The organism is Pectobacterium punjabense (genome assembly GCF_012427845.1).
Classification (GTDB): Bacteria; Pseudomonadota; Gammaproteobacteria; order Enterobacterales; family Enterobacteriaceae; genus Pectobacterium; species Pectobacterium punjabense.
The window spans coordinates 2,722,562-2,738,010 of record NZ_CP038498.1; the positions used below are offsets into that span (position 1 = coordinate 2,722,562).

At 49.9% G+C, this 15,449-nt stretch carries 16 protein-coding genes and 1 tRNA gene; 12 read left to right on the forward strand and 5 right to left on the reverse strand.

Translation table 11 applies throughout. The annotated features are described in order from the left end of the window. Positions 1-213 precede the first annotated feature (213 nt). Positions 214-681, forward strand: a complete 468-nt coding sequence (locus E2566_RS12240) for an outer membrane lipoprotein (RefSeq protein WP_107167588.1) — start codon at positions 214-216, stop codon at positions 679-681. 131 nt (positions 682-812) lie between these two features. On the opposite strand, the gene slyA is transcribed toward E2566_RS12240, so the two are convergent. Both slyA and E2566_RS12250 read right to left on the reverse strand, forming a co-directional pair. Next, on the reverse strand, positions 813-1,250 hold the full coding sequence (gene slyA, locus E2566_RS12245) for a transcriptional regulator SlyA (RefSeq protein ID WP_107167589.1): 438 nt from the start codon (positions 1,248-1,250) through the stop codon (positions 813-815). A gap of 231 nt (positions 1,251-1,481) precedes the next feature. After that, positions 1,482-1,721, reverse strand: a complete 240-nt coding sequence (locus tag E2566_RS12250; RefSeq protein WP_107167590.1) for a DUF1289 domain-containing protein — start codon at positions 1,719-1,721, stop codon at positions 1,482-1,484. A gap of 301 nt (positions 1,722-2,022) precedes the next feature. Between E2566_RS12250 and gloA the strand changes: the two genes are divergently transcribed. Together gloA and rnt are read left to right on the forward strand one after the other, a co-directional pair. Then, on the forward strand, positions 2,023-2,430 hold the full coding sequence (gloA, locus tag E2566_RS12255) for a lactoylglutathione lyase (protein WP_010276601.1): 408 nt from the start codon (positions 2,023-2,025) through the stop codon (positions 2,428-2,430). A 146-nt stretch (positions 2,431-2,576) separates the two neighbouring features. Further along, positions 2,577-3,248 (forward strand): ribonuclease T, encoded by a 672-nt coding sequence (gene rnt / locus E2566_RS12260; RefSeq protein ID WP_107167591.1) that lies wholly within the window; start codon positions 2,577-2,579, stop codon positions 3,246-3,248. A gap of 107 nt (positions 3,249-3,355) precedes the next feature. Here the strand turns inward: rnt and E2566_RS12265 are convergent, their stop codons facing one another. After that, a complete protein-coding gene (locus E2566_RS12265) occupies positions 3,356-3,706 on the reverse strand; it encodes a Grx4 family monothiol glutaredoxin (protein ID WP_005972539.1) in 351 nt (116 codons plus the stop codon). A 339-nt stretch (positions 3,707-4,045) separates the two neighbouring features. Here E2566_RS12265 and E2566_RS12270 point away from each other — a divergent pair, with 339 nt between their 5' ends. Beyond that, positions 4,046-4,897: a C40 family peptidase gene (locus E2566_RS12270; RefSeq protein ID WP_107167592.1), complete on the forward strand. Its 852-nt coding sequence runs from the start codon at positions 4,046-4,048 to the stop codon at positions 4,895-4,897. Positions 4,898-4,986: 89 nt separating this feature from the next. On the opposite strand, the gene cydH is transcribed toward E2566_RS12270, so the two are convergent. Next, entirely contained in the window at positions 4,987-5,076 is a 90-nt protein-coding gene (cydH, locus tag E2566_RS12275; protein ID WP_014915740.1) for a cytochrome bd-I oxidase subunit CydH, read from the reverse strand. Positions 5,077-5,468: 392 nt separating this feature from the next. Between cydH and purR the strand changes: the two genes are divergently transcribed. Further along, positions 5,469-6,494: an HTH-type transcriptional repressor PurR gene (purR, locus tag E2566_RS12280; protein ID WP_107167593.1), complete on the forward strand. Its 1,026-nt coding sequence runs from the start codon at positions 5,469-5,471 to the stop codon at positions 6,492-6,494. A gap of 316 nt (positions 6,495-6,810) precedes the next feature. After that, a complete protein-coding gene (cfa, locus tag E2566_RS12285) occupies positions 6,811-7,962 on the forward strand; it encodes a cyclopropane fatty acyl phospholipid synthase (RefSeq protein WP_107167594.1) in 1,152 nt (383 codons plus the stop codon). Between the two features lie 61 nt (positions 7,963-8,023). Here cfa and E2566_RS12290 read toward each other — a convergent pair whose 3' ends face one another. Beyond that, the gene (locus E2566_RS12290) at positions 8,024-8,659 is read right to left on the reverse strand and encodes a riboflavin synthase subunit alpha (protein ID WP_107167595.1); all 636 of its coding nucleotides are present in this window, start codon (positions 8,657-8,659) and stop codon (positions 8,024-8,026) included. A gap of 248 nt (positions 8,660-8,907) precedes the next feature. Between E2566_RS12290 and E2566_RS12295 the strand changes: the two genes are divergently transcribed. From E2566_RS12295 to E2566_RS12320, 6 genes are all read left to right on the forward strand, one after another. Further along, complete coding sequence (locus E2566_RS12295) at positions 8,908-10,281, forward strand: MATE family efflux transporter (protein ID WP_107167596.1); 1,374 nt, start codon at positions 8,908-8,910, stop codon at positions 10,279-10,281. A gap of 302 nt (positions 10,282-10,583) precedes the next feature. Next, positions 10,584-10,660, forward strand: a tRNA-Val gene (locus E2566_RS12300). A gap of 300 nt (positions 10,661-10,960) precedes the next feature. After that, a complete protein-coding gene (locus tag E2566_RS12305) occupies positions 10,961-12,514 on the forward strand; it encodes an L-lactate permease (protein WP_107167598.1) in 1,554 nt (517 codons plus the stop codon). Between the two features lie 44 nt (positions 12,515-12,558). Continuing rightward, positions 12,559-13,278, forward strand: a complete 720-nt coding sequence (locus E2566_RS12310; protein WP_107167599.1) for a (Fe-S)-binding protein — start codon at positions 12,559-12,561, stop codon at positions 13,276-13,278. A 9-nt stretch (positions 13,279-13,287) separates the two neighbouring features. Next, entirely contained in the window at positions 13,288-14,709 is a 1,422-nt protein-coding gene (locus tag E2566_RS12315) for a LutB/LldF family L-lactate oxidation iron-sulfur protein (protein ID WP_107167600.1), read from the forward strand. Next, positions 14,709-15,404: a LutC/YkgG family protein gene (locus E2566_RS12320; protein ID WP_107167601.1), complete on the forward strand. Its 696-nt coding sequence runs from the start codon at positions 14,709-14,711 to the stop codon at positions 15,402-15,404. Before E2566_RS12315 ends, E2566_RS12320 begins: the two co-directional genes overlap by 1 nt. Positions 15,405-15,449: the final 45 nt, after the last annotated feature.

The window sequence follows — 15,449 nt, forward strand, 5'->3', positions numbered from 1 at the left end:
AAGGCGTTTTTGATAATATTTGCTACAAAAAAAGTCATGTATTGTGCTATTTACTTCTCTGTTTAGCCGCAATTTAAGCGCACTATTATAATCTGAAAAAAAGAGTAAAAAGAGTGGCATGCTACACTGAGCCAGACCATAATTTATTGGTATAACACTGCGTTGGCCGAGGCTGAGCCAGCCCGACATATTCGCTATTAAGGAGTTTTTATTATGATGAAGCGTTTGCTTGTGGTTACCCTTGCTGGTATCACGCTCGCTGGTTGTGCTAATACCAGTACGCTTTCCGGTGATGTATACAGCGCATCCGAAGCTAAACAGGTGCAGACCGTTACCTATGGCACCATCGTTTCTATGCGTCCGGTTCAGATTCAGGCTGGGGAAGATTCTAACGTTATCGGCGCACTGGGCGGTGCGGTTCTGGGTGGTTTCCTGGGCAACACTATCGGTGGCGGTTCCGGCCGTAGTCTGGCAACGGCCGCTGGCGCAGTAGCAGGTGGTGTAGCAGGTCAAAGCGCGACAGGTGCACTGAACCGTACACAGGGCGTAGAGCTGGAAATCCGTCGTGATGACGGCAGTACCATTATGGTGGTACAGAAACAGGGTGATACGAAATTCAGCAAGGGTCAACGTGTTGCCATGGCGAGCAATGGCCGTAACATCACCGTTTCTCCACGCTAACGTTGTGTGACGATCGCTGCTCTGCGCGGCGATCGTCACAACGAATAATCAACTCCCGGAATAAATAACCAATAACGAGTATCGGTAATATCGCCGGGATTTCATTCTCCCTCTGCGTAACCCGAATTTAGCTACACTTGATGTTCATGCAATGCCAATATATTTTTTTCAAGACGCGAAACCAACAGCGCTAATTCATCAACCTGCTCTGGCGTAATTCCAAATAACACCTCACTTCGTGTATGACTAATTACACCATTGACTGCCTGTATTATTGGTTCCGCTGATTCAGTCAGCATAATACGTTTTGCCCGGCGATCGTGAGCACAAACGTGACGAGTGATTAACCCCTTCTCCTCAAGCTGATCCAGTGTTCGAACTAATGAGGGTTGCTCAATACCAATTGCTTTGGCCAATTGAATCTGCGACTGGCCGGGGGGTAAGTGGTATATGTTATGCAACGTGACCCAATGCGTTTGAGTCAGCTCAAGTGGTTTTAATCGGTGATCGACCAGCGCACGCCACACGCGCACCAGACGAGCTAAATCAGATCCTAATGGCAATTCCATCACCTCTCCTTATTGTTAGCACGCTAAGTTATATCCCTGGATTGCAATCAATTCTGATTTATAAGAATAAAAAACGATATTACTATCGTAAAAAAATAGAACCTTTCCTGAACATGATTCTATCAAATAAAAGTCTTTTAAAAATGATCTTTGGCTTATTTTATTCAATCGAACGCTCCTGCGTTGCTTAAACAAAATTTCACGTAAATAGATCGTCTAAGACAAAATGACTTAAAACAACGATGGCTGATGGGATTCTGCTGGTGTATCGGTTTTCTCTGAACGCTGTGACCGTTTCATTCTTTGCCGACACAAACGCAGTACATCCTGTTTCTGAGCATCACTCATTTGGCCCCAGCTAAAGCGTTCGTTACGACTGCGAAAGCAACCGCGACAATATCCGCCATCACCCGCCTGACAAATACCACGGCATGGATTAGGGACAACAAAGAGTTCAAGTTGCTCTGGCACACCACCTCCCGCTACAACTCTATTTATTGAAGCCCTGTTCTTTACTGCTGGCAAGCCCAAACAGACCGTCACAATGAAAATAATTAGATAACCATTGTAATCACTGACGATTTTTTTATGCGTCAGGCGGCCTAAAATCCCCTGACTACGCCATTACCCCCCTCCTGTTGGTACGTTTTAACACAAACCTCACCATAGTGTCGCATTTAGTGTCGCATTTTTAGCACCATCCCAACAGCTTGGACTCACCAGAGCCACAACGCTATACTTCCCTTTTGTTGCACTTTTTAACGAGGGCATTATGCGTTTACTTCATACCATGCTACGTGTTGGCGATTTACAACGTTCTATCGATTTCTATACCCAGATTCTGGGAATGCGCGTACTCCGCACCAGCGAGAATACCGAATACAAATACACACTGGCTTTCGTCGGTTATACCGAAGAGAGCGAGGGTGCAGTTATCGAGCTGACCTACAACTGGGGCGTCGACAGCTACGATCTGGGCAACGCCTATGGCCATATCGCGTTGGGCGTTGACGATGTTGCCGCAACCTGTGAGCGTATCCGTAAAGCTGGCGGTAATGTGACGCGTGAAGCGGGTCCGGTCAAAGGCGGTACGACCGTTATCGCATTCATCGAAGATCCAGACGGTTATAAAATCGAATTGATCGAAAACGCCCATGCTGGCAACGGCATCGGTCACTAATACTCCGCATTCTACAGGTGCTGCATCGGCACCTGTTCTCCCCCTTCTTCTGCTACCGCCACCGGTTGAAAGGTAACGGGCATGCTGCATCTCCGGCCAAAATTTGCCATAATGCGCGCTGCGTTTTGCTGACAATTAAGAGACAAATGGCTGATAAAAGTGATCTGAACGCCCTGAGCGGCCGTTTTCGTGGGTTTTATCCAGTAGTGATTGATGTTGAGACTGCCGGATTTAATGCGAAAACTGATGCCTTGCTGGAAGTCGCAGCAGTAACATTAAAAATGGATCAAGACGGTTGGTTACAGCCAGATGAAACGCTACATTTTCACATTGAGCCATTCGAAGGCGCGATTCTGGAACCTGCGGCACTGGCGTTCAACGGCATTGACCCCACCAACCCGCTACGTGGTGCGGTGAGCGAATACGATGCGCTGCACGAAATTTTCAAAGTCGTGCGTAAAGGGATTAAAGATCAGGGCTGTAACCGTGCGATTATCGTGGCACATAATGCCACCTTCGATCACAGCTTTATGGCAGCGGCAGCGGATCGTTGTAGCCTGAAACGTAACCCGTTCCATCCTTTCGCCACATTCGATACCGCCGCCCTTAGCGGACTGGTTTTAGGCCAAACGGTTCTGGCTAAAGCCTGTATTACCGCTGGCATTGCGTTTGATTCCAGCCAGGCGCACTCCGCGCTGTATGACACCAATCAGACCGCGTTATTGTTCTGTGAGTTGGTTAACCGCTGGAAACGTCTGGGAGGATGGCCGCTTGCGCTGGAAGAAAGCTCTCTCGAAGATACATCAGCCGAAGACTAAGAAAACGCGAAAGCTAATCGTAAAAAAACGGGTGCCATAGCACCCGCTGGGAATATTCACGCTCGCATCATAACCGTACTGAGATTGTTATTGCGTGTGGTGCAACATTACTCCTGATCGGCCTGCTGCGCTTTGTATTTATCAGCCGTTTCTTTGATCAGCTGTTGCAGTTCGCCACGCTGAAACATTTCAACCACGATATCACAACCGCCAACCAGTTCCCCATCCACCCACAGCTGTGGGAATGTCGGCCAGTTCGCGTATTTCGGCAGTTCAGCTCGAATATCCGGGTTCTGTAAAATATCAACATAAGCAAAACGTTCGCCACATGAAGACAATGCCTGGACGGTCTGTGCAGAAAAACCGCAGCTTGGCAATTTTGGGGAACCTTTCATGTACAGCAGAATCGGGTTTTCAGCAATTTGGCGCTGAATTTTTTCAATTGTCGGTGTCGTCATCTTCTTGCTTCCTTAAACCTATAGGATGGCTAACGTCCAAAACGCTAGCCATGAGTCGCCGTCAAAGTGTTACGACAGCGACATTGACTCAATGATATTGTACCGATGCCAATAGCCACAAAAAAACGCCATTTTTTGTAGGGTTATTTTTCTACTGATTATTCATCATTGATGAAATCAACGCCAGAAAACGCTGATAAATCAGACGAAAAAACAACTATTAACGTTTTTTCACTATTCTGTATGAATAAAGCGGCCATGCCCACTTTTTTATGACGCCGTTTTCAGGAATACTGTGCGGATTGAGCGAGTTAAGGATTATGTTCGGTCACTTTTATTATGCGCTTATTTATTACTCTTTTTATATTATTTTTCAGTAACCTATCCCTGAACGTCGTTCAGGCTGCGCCGCATACCCCGCATTCTACGCCGAAGAAAAGCGCCGTTGAAGAAACGAATAAGAAAAGCCGTCAAACAAAGGGTAATGCTAAGTCACCAGCGCCAATCAAAAGCAAAAAGCCAGAACCTGCCACCGTCAGCAATAAATCCAAACCCCGTACGGCTAACAAACCGGTAGAAAAGAAGCCATCCCGGACGCAAAGCAGCACACCTGCGCTAGTGAAAAAAAACCTTAAAAAGCTGAAGCCTGAAGACGACAGGCAGACCATTGCACAGGCCAGAGTCAAAACCGGGCTGAAGAAGACAGCACTCAAAGGAAAAGTGGATAAAAATCCAGCGCCCACAGAAAAGGGCATGACACTGAGCGCAGCGCATAAAAAACGCTATCAACACGCCAAAACGACCGCAATGAATAAACTGATGAGCCAGATCGGTAAACCTTACCACTGGGGCGGATCGTCTCCTTTTACTGGTTTCGACTGTAGCGGGCTGGTCTATTACGCCTATAAAGACGTCGTTAAGATCCAAATCCCTCGTACCGCGAACGAAATGTACCATCTGCGTGATGCCGCGCCGATTAAAAAGAGTGAGCTGGAAAGTGGCGACCTGGTCTTTTTCCGCATCAACAATCGTGGGGCTGCCGATCACGTCGGGGTGTATCTGGGGGAAGGCAAATTTATCCAGTCACCGCGTACAGGTTCAGATATTCGTATCAGCAAGCTAAGTGAAGATTATTGGCAGGAGCACTATGTTGGGGCGCGTCGCGTGGTGACGCCACAGACCATTCGTTAAGCGATAGCACGCCGAACAGAAGCGTATTCAGACACGTTTTGTGCAATAAACCTGTCTGAATACCTAACCTGCGCAAAAAGCACTGAAGGTTAGTTCAACACCGCAATGAAACTAAACGCGATGATCACAGCCAACGAGCCAACCGTTGTCAGCAAAGACATCTTCAGATCTGTATCCATAAACCACTCCTTATTAGCAAACAAATTTCATCTGAAACTTCATCTGAAAAAAAAGACACCATCATTCACAGCCGAACCCACGTAGACAGTTAAAGCTACAAATAATAGGGTTATTACGATTCTTTCATAATTCTAGCGAAAAATCTCCGACGGATGCATCACTAATAGTATAAATTAGCCCTTTCACTTTCATGATAAATCGGACACAATCCGCTGTTTATGAAAGCGCTGCGTGCCAGTCGAAAAACGTCAAGCCAGATCCCTTCGGTATAACATTCGGCATTCTCCTTCTGAAATCCTGTTTTTTAGCTTAGAAGAAGAACTTTAAACGTAGGCAAACGATTAACAATATACTTACGTCTGTAACAGGTAAGTTCAGGAGTCATTTTTAGATGGCAACGATTAAAGATGTGGCAAAACGTGCTGGCGTTTCCACCACAACCGTATCGCACGTGATCAATAAAACACGTTTCGTCGCCGAAGAGACTAAGGCAGCCGTCAGGGCAGCAATCAAGGAATTGCACTATTCGCCTAGCGCCGTCGCCCGCAGCCTCAAAGTTAATCACACCAAATCTATCGGCTTGCTGGCTACATCCAGCGAAGCGCCCTATTTCGCCGAGATCATTGAAGCGGTCGAAAACAGCTGTTATGCCAAAGGCTACACGCTGGTACTGTGTAATTCTCATAACGATATCGGCAAACAACGCGCTTATCTCTCGATGCTGGCGCAAAAACGCGTCGACGGTCTGCTTGTGATGTGTGCCGAGTACCCGCCAGAGTTATTGGGCATGCTGGAAGATTATCGCAGCATTCCCATGGTCGTCATGGACTGGGGCCAAATGCACAGCGATTTCACCGATACCATCATCGATAACGCCTTTGAGGGCGGCTATATGGCAGGCCGCTATCTGATTGAACGCGGCCATCGGGATATTGGTGCCATCCCCGGAATACAAGAGCGCAACACGGGTAACGGGCGCTACCTTGGCTTTTTAAAAGCCTTAAAAGAAGCCGACATTACCGTACGCGACGAATGGGTCGTGCGGGGCGATTTCGAACCGGAATCCGGCTACAAAGCCATGCATCAGATCCTCGCACAGAAACAGCGGCCAACGGCCGTATTCTGCGGCGGCGATATCATGGCAATGGGTGCTATTTGTGCGGCTGACGAACTGGGTTTGCGCGTGCCACAGGATATTTCGGTGATCGGTTATGACAACGTGCGCCACGCGCGTTTCTTTACGCCTGCGCTGACCACCATCCACCAGCCAAAGGAGCGTCTGGGACAGTCCGCTTTCGCGATGCTGCTGGATCGCATTACCAGTAAGCGGGAAGATGCACACGTCATTGAAGTGCACCCAACGCTGATTGAACGTCGCTCAGTTGCCGACGGCCCGTTCCTCGATTACCGCCGCTAACCTCGGCGACTCAACATAGACCGATTTTTCTTATTCCCACCCGCTTTCCTTGTCTGCTTCAGCCAATTTCCTTGTGTGCTGGCTGAAGCAGATTTAAACTGAAAACTGCGTTTCACTTTCACTGATAAAACCCAGAATAGCGATAGCCGCACGTAAGCGGATACGCGTTCTTCTTGCCTATAAGCGCATTAACTACCTGCTTATTAGCGCATTTCTTCTTCCTTTTTCTCTGGTGACAGCTGGTACATCATCTGCGGTAAGTGCTGTCCAGGTATGTTTTTCCATACTTTCACACGTGAAAAATTTAGGAGACATGATGGGTACACCTTATGCGAAAGAGCAGCATAGCCATACCACGCCCTGGTTGAAAATCATGCAAGACAGGTTGAATACGGCGGGTATCACTATTAACGGCACTCGCCCTTTTGATATCTGCGTTAACCACCCTGGTTTTTTTAAACGCGTCTTGCGGGAAGGTTCGCTGGGATTAGGGGAGAGCTATATGGACGGATGGTGGGAGTGTGAACGGCTGGATATGTTTTTCCATCTTGTCCTACGTGCAGGGCTAAAGGACACACTCCCTCGCCGTTTGCACGATCTTATGCGAATCGCCACTGCCCGCATCACGAATTTGCAATCCCGCCGACGCTCTCGAGTCGTCGGCGAATTGCATTACGATCTGGGTAATGACCTTTTTTCCCTCATGTTGGACCCTTACATGCAATATTCCTGTGCCTACTGGAAACAGGCACAAACGCTGGAACACGCGCAGGAAGATAAACTCACGATGATTTGTGAAAAACTCCAGCTTAAACCCGGCATGACACTGCTGGATATCGGCTGTGGCTGGGGCGGGCTTGCTGAGTTCGCGGCGCGTCGCTACGGGGTTTCCGTTTACGGTATCACCATTTCCCGAAAACAGCAGACGCTGGCACAACAGCGCTGCCTGGGACTGGATGTCATCATCAAACTACAGGATTACCGCGATCTCGATCGGCACTTTGACCGCGCGGTGTCAGTAGGTATGTTTGAACACGTAGGGCCACGCAACTATGATAACTACTTTCGTATTGTACGCCGCAGCCTAAAGCCCAATGGGCTGTTCCTGCTGCATACTATCGGTGCTAATTCAACCGATTCACGCCTCGATCCCTGGATTCATAAATACATCTTCCCCAACGGCTGCATTCCATCCGTTGTGCACATTGCGCAGGCGAGTGAGCCTGACATGGTGATGGAAGATTGGCACAATTTCGGTGTTGATTACGATCGCACATTAATGGCATGGCATACGCGCTTTCAACAAGGATGGCCGCAGCTTGCCACACACTACTCTGAACGTTTTCGTCGGATGTTCAGCTACTATTTGAATGCGTGTGCCGGAGCATTCAGAGCAAGAGAGCTTCAGCTCTGGCAGATCGTCTTCAGCAGGGATGGAATAGACGGCGGGTTGCGTGTTTCTCGCTAACAGAAAAGAAAAAACCGGACGATGTTGCTCGTCCGGTTTACAAAAAATAGGGAATGCAGCATTACTCTTCTTTACCGAGGTCGTTCACCTGTTTACTGGCTAACACGCGCTCGACGGTATCCACCACGGCCTGTGTTTGCGGGTCGATCTCAATATTGATGCGATTGCCCAAACGCTTCAGCCCCAACGTTGTGCGGTTCAGCGTTTCTGGAATTAAATGCACACAGAAGCGCCCGCGGGTCACCTCGCCCACCGTCAGGCTGATACCGTCAATCCCGACAAAACCTTTATGCAGCACGTATTTCATCAGCGCTTCATCTGCCAGACGGAACCAAATTTGATGGTTGTTCTCTGAAACCTGAATCTTGACCACTTCCGCCGTACACATAATGTGGCCCGACATCACATGTCCACCGATCTCATCACCGAATTTCGCCGCCCGCTCAATATTCACGACATCGCCTTCATGAATATCACCCAGATTCGTTAGCCGCAGCGTTTCTTTCATGAGATCAAAACTGACACGATCGCCATCAATAGCCGTCACCGTCAGGCAACAGCCGTTGTGCGCCACCGATGCACCGAGCGCGAGCCCTGGCAACAGGTCGGGAGGAAGTTGAATAACGTGAGTACGAAAATTGGATTTTTCTTCAATTGACACCACAGGTGCGGTGCCCTGAACAATACCGGTAAACATGCGGTTTGCCTCTTAAAAACAAAGAAATGACGCTGTGCAGTGTGCACGATATTCCACGGAAAACCAAACCGGAATACCGAACGTCAAACGCTATCGAAACCGCAGCGTAACAAAAAGAATATATTCTCTTTCATGCTGGTTTACTTTTATTAAGTCGTTACAATAACACGCTCATTTTGTTCTTGACGTTTTTCACATCCAAATTATTCATCCCGCTAGCAAAATTAAGTCATTCAAGGAAGGTATCCGTGCAACAGTATCTGACAGAAGCGCGTAAATTATCGGCGCTTGCTGTTCCTGTCATTATTGCGCAAGTGTCCCAAACATCAATGGGGGTGGTTGACACCATCATGGCAGGTGCTTATAGCGCCACCGATATGGCCGCCGTCGCAGTCGGGACGTCGATTTGGCTACCCGCCATTCTTTTCGGCCACGGTCTGCTGTTGGCGTTAACGCCTGTTGTTGCACAGCTCAACGGTTCCGGCCGTCGCGATCGCATCTCTCATCAGGTACGACAATCTTTTTTCCTGGCCGCCATTATTTCTCTGCTGACAATGTTGGTGCTGTATCAGGGGGAATATGCTATCAATCTGATGAGCGACGATTCGCCGGAACTCGCAGCAAAAGCCATCGGCTATCTGCATGCATTGCTGTGGGGCGTTCCTGGCTATCTGTTCTACCAGGTGTTGCGCTGCCAGTGTGAGGGGCTATCAAAAACCTATCCCGGCATGATGATTGGATTCATTGGGCTGTTAATCAATATCCCGATTAACTATATCTTTATCCACGGTAAATTTGGCATGCCCGAACTGGGTGGCGTAGGCTGCGGTGTAGCTACTGCATCGGTTTACTGGATCATGATGCTGTTGATGATGTTTTATACCCGACGCGCCGCCTGGCTACGCGATATCCGCCTTCATCGCCCGACATTCCGGCCGGATTTTACCGTACTCAAACGACTGTTTGGCCTCGGTTTACCCATCGCGCTAGCCCTGCTTTTTGAAGTGACCCTGTTTGCGGTGGTGGCGTTGTTGGTGCTACCGCTAGGTGTCGTTGATGTGGCCGGTCACCAGATTGCCCTGAATTTTAGTTCACTGATGTTCGTTCTCCCACTTTCGGTTGGCGTCGCCACGACCATTCGCGTCGGACACCGTTTAGGGGAAGGATCGGTTGAAAACGCCCGCATTGCCGCGCACACCGGCATCATGGCCGGTGTGGCGTTAGCCAGCTGTACGGCAATTTTTACCACGCTACTGCGTGAGCCTATCGCCCTGCTCTACAATCAGGACCCTCTGGTGGTCGCAATGGCTTCTCAGCTCATGCTTTTAGCCGCCGTTTATCAAATATCCGATGCGGTTCAGGCTATCGGCAGCGGTGTACTGCGCGGTTATAAAGATACTCGCTCAATTTTTTATATTACGTTGACGGCATATTGGGTATTGGGATTACCGAGCGGCTATCTGCTGGCGTTAACCGATGTCATCGTACCGCGCATGGGCCCAGCGGGATTTTGGTGTGGTTTCATCATTGGTCTGACAGCAGCAGCCGTGATGATGGTGACGCGGATTCGCTTTCTTCAGCGCCAGCCGGCAGCGCAAATTTTAGCGCGAGCCGCCCGTTAGATAACGTTTCACTCTGTGCTCTACCCTAAATAATTCGAGTTGCGAGATAAAACGCTGGCGTTTTGAACAACGCCAAGGCGTTGACCCTTTAGGACGAGGCCCACGATGGGACGAGTATTTAAAGGCAGCCAACGCACAAGCCGCTTGAAGAATGACGGGTATCGTCGAAAAAAACGGCGGGATGGATATAAGCTCAGCAATCGCACCGGCAAACGCACAAAATTGCATTTTTCTTCTTGCCAGATTTCCCCTTGCTCGCTACTATTCGTCCCGCTGTCAGACAGGCAGCGCGGTATCTCAATGCGTTCATAGCTCAGTTGGTTAGAGCACCACCTTGACATGGTGGGGGTCGTTGGTTCGAGTCCAATTGAACGCACCATTTCTTGTTTTCCCTTCCTTTGTTCTATTCCTTTTACGTTGTCGTTTTTTCTTCGTCCTGTAATACAAAAAGCGTCGTTATTCTTGGTAGTTTACTAGCTCATGTTTTCTATCACACCCAATTAAGTAACTAAATTAACCTTTAAGTAACTAATTTCACACCCATTGTGCACTTTTTTGTTTCATCTGACCCGATTCAGCTAAAACTATTTAATAACCACGCATTATATAAGTGTATATAGCACCACGTTGGTATTCCTTGTTTTTTTACTTCTTAAAATCAGGATGTCAGGACACCGCTATGCACGATTATTTATATTTTTTGCTGGGTAGCTTCCCACTGTTGGTCATGATTGTTCTTATTCTCAAAATAAAAATGCCTATCCACCATGCGGTACTGATTACGCTGACGCTAACCGTCGCGATCGCTGCCCTATTCTGGCACACGCCACTCAAAACGTTGGGATTAGCAGCAAGCTATGGCGCGCTAAAAGGTCTATGGCCAATAATTATCGTTATTCTAGGTGCCATATACAGTTATAACCTGATGCAAAAAACACGCAGCATGGATGTACTGCGGGACGTACTTGCCAGTATCAGCGATGATAAACGTATCCAGGTATTGCTGATTTCATGGTGTTTTGGTGGTTTTCTCGAGGCGGCTGCGGGTTATGGCACCGCCGTTGCGATCCCCATCGGCATCCTTATCGCTCTGGGATTCAACCCGATGAAAGCGGCGATTGCATCACTGGTCGCCAATACTGTCCCCACAGCCTTTGGTGCCGTCGGTATTCCCGTTTCTATTTTAGCGGAGCAGGTTCACCTTCCAGTCACCACATTAAGCGCTACGGTTGTGCTACAACTGGCGTTATTCAATATCCTTCTACCCTTTGTCATCATCGCGATTATTGGCGGTGGCATTAAGGCCATTCGCGGCGTGTTTGCTATTACGTTGGTGTGCGGCGTGACCACGCTGGTGCCACAGTATATTGTGGCCGTCCACCTCGGCGCCGAATTGCCCGCCTTCGCCGGCAGTTTAGTCAGCCTGATTGCTGTTACAGCAATGGCAAAATGCCGCAAGAAAGAAACCGATACCGCCTACCTTATCGACAGCACGCAACGCGCTTCCCTATCAGGTTATTCCGCCAGTCAACTGCTGCGCGCCTGTGCGATTTATATCCTGATTTTTACCTTTATTCTGCTGTGTTCGCCGCTGTTCCCCACCATCAAAGGCGTCGTCTCTCAAATCGCTTCCGTCATTCCGTTTTATCTGACGGATACACAGGTGCTGAAATTGAAGATCGACTGGATTGCCACGCCTGGCGTTCTGATCATTATCGCCAGTCTGTTAGGCGGTTTTATACAGGGAGCAAAGCTGGGAACGATGTTGAATGTCTTCGTCAGCACGGTAAAACAGCTCAAAAATTCGATTATCGCGATTACCGCCATCGTCGCAATGGCGACGGTGATGGATGTCAGCGGGCTGATCGCCTCGCTGGCACAAACCATGGTGGATGTGACCGGTGGAGGCTACCTGTTTATTGCTCCCGTGATTGGGGCATTAGGTACATTCGTTACCGGCAGCGACACCAACTCCAACGTGCTGTTTGGCAAATTGCAAACCATGGCGGCGGAAAAGCTGCATGTCGACCCCGTCTGGCTGGCTGCGGCGAACACCGCAGGAGCAACCGGCGGCAAGATGATATCACCGCAAAGTATTGCGATCGCGGTGTCGGCAACGCGCATGGAAGGGCAAGGTAGCGCAATCATGTCCGGTACGCTGAAGTATTGCGGCGTCTACATCATCATTCTTGGGCTCAAGGTCGGCCTGGTCTACTACCTGTTTATGGCCTGATATCACAATAAAAATCCATCTACATTGAGTAATGGGAGTCTGTCGTGAATGTTAATTTTTTTGTTACCTGTATTGGTGACGCGCTTAAATCCCGTATGGCGCGTGATTCCGTGCTGCTATTAGAGCAGTTGGGCTGCAACGTACACTTTCCCGAAAAACAGTCGTGCTGCGGGCAGCCCGCCATCAACGGCGGTTATATCAACAGCGCCATTCCCGGAATGAAAAGCGTGATTGCCGCGCTGGAAGACAATGACGACCCGATCATTTCTCCAGCCGGTTCATGCATGAACGCCATCCGCCACTATTCCGACTATCTGGCTGATGAACCTGAATGGGTACTGCGTGCCGAACGCGTTGCCGAACGCATGAAAGACCTGACATCGTTCATCGTCAATACGCTTGGCGTGACGGACGTCGGTGCACGTCTGTCAGGAACGGCGGTTTACCACCCCTCCTGTAGCCTGTTTCGCAAGTTAGGTGTGCGCGAAGAACCTATCGCGCTACTCAATCACGTTCAGGATTTGCACTTACTGCCATTTAAAGCAGAAGAAACCTGTTGCGGCTTCGGCGGCACATTTTCGGTGAAGATGGCAGAAATTTCCGGCGAAATGGTGAAAGAAAAAGTCAGCCACATGATGGAGGTCAAACCCGACTACCTGATTGGTGCCGATGTCAGTTGCCTGCTCAATATCGGTGGCCGCATGCAGCGTGAAGGCCACCCGGTCAAGGTGATGCACATCGCCGAAGTCCTGATGAGCCGCTAAGGAGAGGATATGAGCCTAAAAACCAGTAATGTTAAATTCAAGGATCGTATTCAAACCCAGATTCACGATCCCATCATGCGTAAGGCGGTGGCCAATGCGCAGGAACGTATCGGTGCGAATCGTCAAAAAATGGTCGACGAGCTAGGCCATTGGGAAGCATGGCGCGACCATGCCGCTCAGATCCGCGAGCACGTACTTAACAATCTCGATGCTTACCTCTACCAGCTCTCAGAGAAAGTGACGGCCAACGGTGGGAACGTCTATTTCGCCAAAACCAAAGAGGATGCCACCCGCTATATCCTTCAGGTTGCTCAGGCCAAGCAGGCCAAAAAAGTCGTCAAAGCGAAATCGATGGTCACCGAAGAAATCGGCATGAACCACGTCTTGCAGCAGGCGGGAATTGAGGTGATCGAAACCGATCTGGGCGAGTATATTCTGCAACTGGATCAAGATCCGCCTTCGCATGTCGTCGTTCCTGCTATCCACAAAGATCGCTACCAGATCCGCAAGGTACTACACGAAAAACTGGGCTATGACGGGCCAGAAACCCCAGAAGCTATGACCCTGTTTATTCGTAAGAAGATACGTGAGGATTTTCTCAGTGCGGAAGTCGGCGTAACCGGCTGTAACTTCGCGGTGGCGGAAACGGGCTCGGTGTGTCTGGTCACCAACGAAGGCAATGCACGGATGTGTACCACGTTACCAAAAACGCATATTGCGGTGATGGGAATGGAGCGCATTGCGCCGACCTTTGAGGAAGTGGACGTCTTGATCACCATGCTGGCGCGCAGCGCAGTTGGCGCGCGTCTGACCGGTTACAACACCTGGCTAACGGGGCCACGGGAAGCGGGACACGTTGACGGGCCGCAGGAATTTCATCTGGTCATCGTCGATAACGGCCGCTCACAGATTCTCGGCTCCGCATTTCGCGATATTCTGCGCTGTATCCGCTGCGGTGCCTGCATCAACACCTGCCCGGCCTATCGTCACATCGGTGGACACGGCTACGGCTCCATTTATCCGGGTCCGATCGGTGCGGTCATTTCCCCCTTGCTGGGCGGCTATCAGGATTTCAAGGAATTGCCCTATGCCTGTTCGCTCTGCACCGCCTGCGACACCGTGTGTCCGGTCCGCATCCCCCTATCGTCGCTGATCCTCAAACACCGGCGCGTCATGGCGGAAAGCGGAATCACGCCAAAAGCAGAACAACGCGTGACGAAACTCTTCAACTACGTCAATAGTCATCCGAGGCTATGGAAGGTTGGAATGATCGCCGGAGCCCATGCCGCAGGCTGGTTTATTAAAAACGGTAAAACGCCCATTGAGATGGGTGCCATCAGCGAATGGACTGAAGCGCGCGACCTGCCGGATGCCGACGGTGAAAGCTTCCGCAGTTGGTTTAAGAAACATCAGGCAAGAGGAAGGAAATAATGGAAAATCGCGATAGTTTTCTGGCCGAGATTGCCCGCCAGTTTGGACGCCAGGTGCGCCACATTCCAGCGCCGCTCCCCAGACCAGCGAGCCACCATGCTCGCACCCGATTAACCGATCTAACCGTGCAACAGCGTTGTGATGCCTTTATCGATGTCGCGACTAACGTCATGCTGGCACACTGCGAAATCGTCAGTGAAGCCGACGCAGCGCAGGCAGCGCTGCGATTGTGCGATAAATACGGCCATGCCCCCGTGATTGTCAGTGACGATCGGCGTTTAGAGGCATTAGGGATCACCGCGTGTTTGCAGCGTGAATGTCAGGCCACCCTATGGGACCCGCGCGTGGGGGAAGAAAATCTGCGGCTGGCGGAGCAAGCCAAAGTCGGCGTGGTTTACGCGGAATATGGCCTAACCGAATCAGGCGGTGTGGTGTTATTTTCCGCACCACAACGAGGGCGCGCCGTCAGCCTGTTGCCGGAATCCTCTCTCTTTGTGCTACGCAAAAGCACATTGTTGCCCCGTATCGCCCAGTTAGCACAGCACCTGCATCACATGGCGCAACAAGGCGAGCGCATGCCATCGTGCATTAATATTATTGGCGGCCCGAGCTCCACCGCTGATATTGAACTCATCAAAGTGGTCGGCGTACACGGACCAATTAACGCCGCCTATCTGATCGTTGAGGACTGTTGAGCTATCAGGCAGGCGGCATCATTTCACCGCCTGCCACGATACAGA

Excerpts from the sequence above, each read along its gene's own strand:
- rnt (WP_107167591.1), top strand. The coding sequence starts at position 2,577 with ATGGCTGATAAAAGTGATCTGAACGCCCTGAGCGGCCGTTTTCGTGGG.
- cydH (WP_014915740.1), bottom strand. The coding sequence starts at position 5,076 with ATGGATACAGATCTGAAGATGTCTTTGCTGACAACGGTTGGCTCGTTG.
- E2566_RS12305 (WP_107167598.1), top strand. The coding sequence starts at position 10,961 with ATGCACGATTATTTATATTTTTTGCTGGGTAGCTTCCCACTGTTGGTC.
- purR (WP_107167593.1), top strand. The coding sequence starts at position 5,469 with ATGGCAACGATTAAAGATGTGGCAAAACGTGCTGGCGTTTCCACCACA.
- slyA (WP_107167589.1), bottom strand. The coding sequence starts at position 1,250 with ATGGAATTGCCATTAGGATCTGATTTAGCTCGTCTGGTGCGCGTGTGG.
- E2566_RS12315 (WP_107167600.1), top strand. The coding sequence starts at position 13,288 with ATGAGCCTAAAAACCAGTAATGTTAAATTCAAGGATCGTATTCAAACC.
- E2566_RS12320 (WP_107167601.1), top strand. The coding sequence starts at position 14,709 with ATGGAAAATCGCGATAGTTTTCTGGCCGAGATTGCCCGCCAGTTTGGA.
- cfa (WP_107167594.1), top strand. The coding sequence starts at position 6,811 with ATGGGTACACCTTATGCGAAAGAGCAGCATAGCCATACCACGCCCTGG.
- E2566_RS12240 (WP_107167588.1), top strand. The coding sequence starts at position 214 with ATGATGAAGCGTTTGCTTGTGGTTACCCTTGCTGGTATCACGCTCGCT.
- E2566_RS12265 (WP_005972539.1), bottom strand. The coding sequence starts at position 3,706 with ATGACGACACCGACAATTGAAAAAATTCAGCGCCAAATTGCTGAAAAC.
- gloA (WP_010276601.1), top strand. The coding sequence starts at position 2,023 with ATGCGTTTACTTCATACCATGCTACGTGTTGGCGATTTACAACGTTCT.
- E2566_RS12290 (WP_107167595.1), bottom strand. The coding sequence starts at position 8,659 with ATGTTTACCGGTATTGTTCAGGGCACCGCACCTGTGGTGTCAATTGAA.
- E2566_RS12270 (WP_107167592.1), top strand. The coding sequence starts at position 4,046 with ATGCGCTTATTTATTACTCTTTTTATATTATTTTTCAGTAACCTATCC.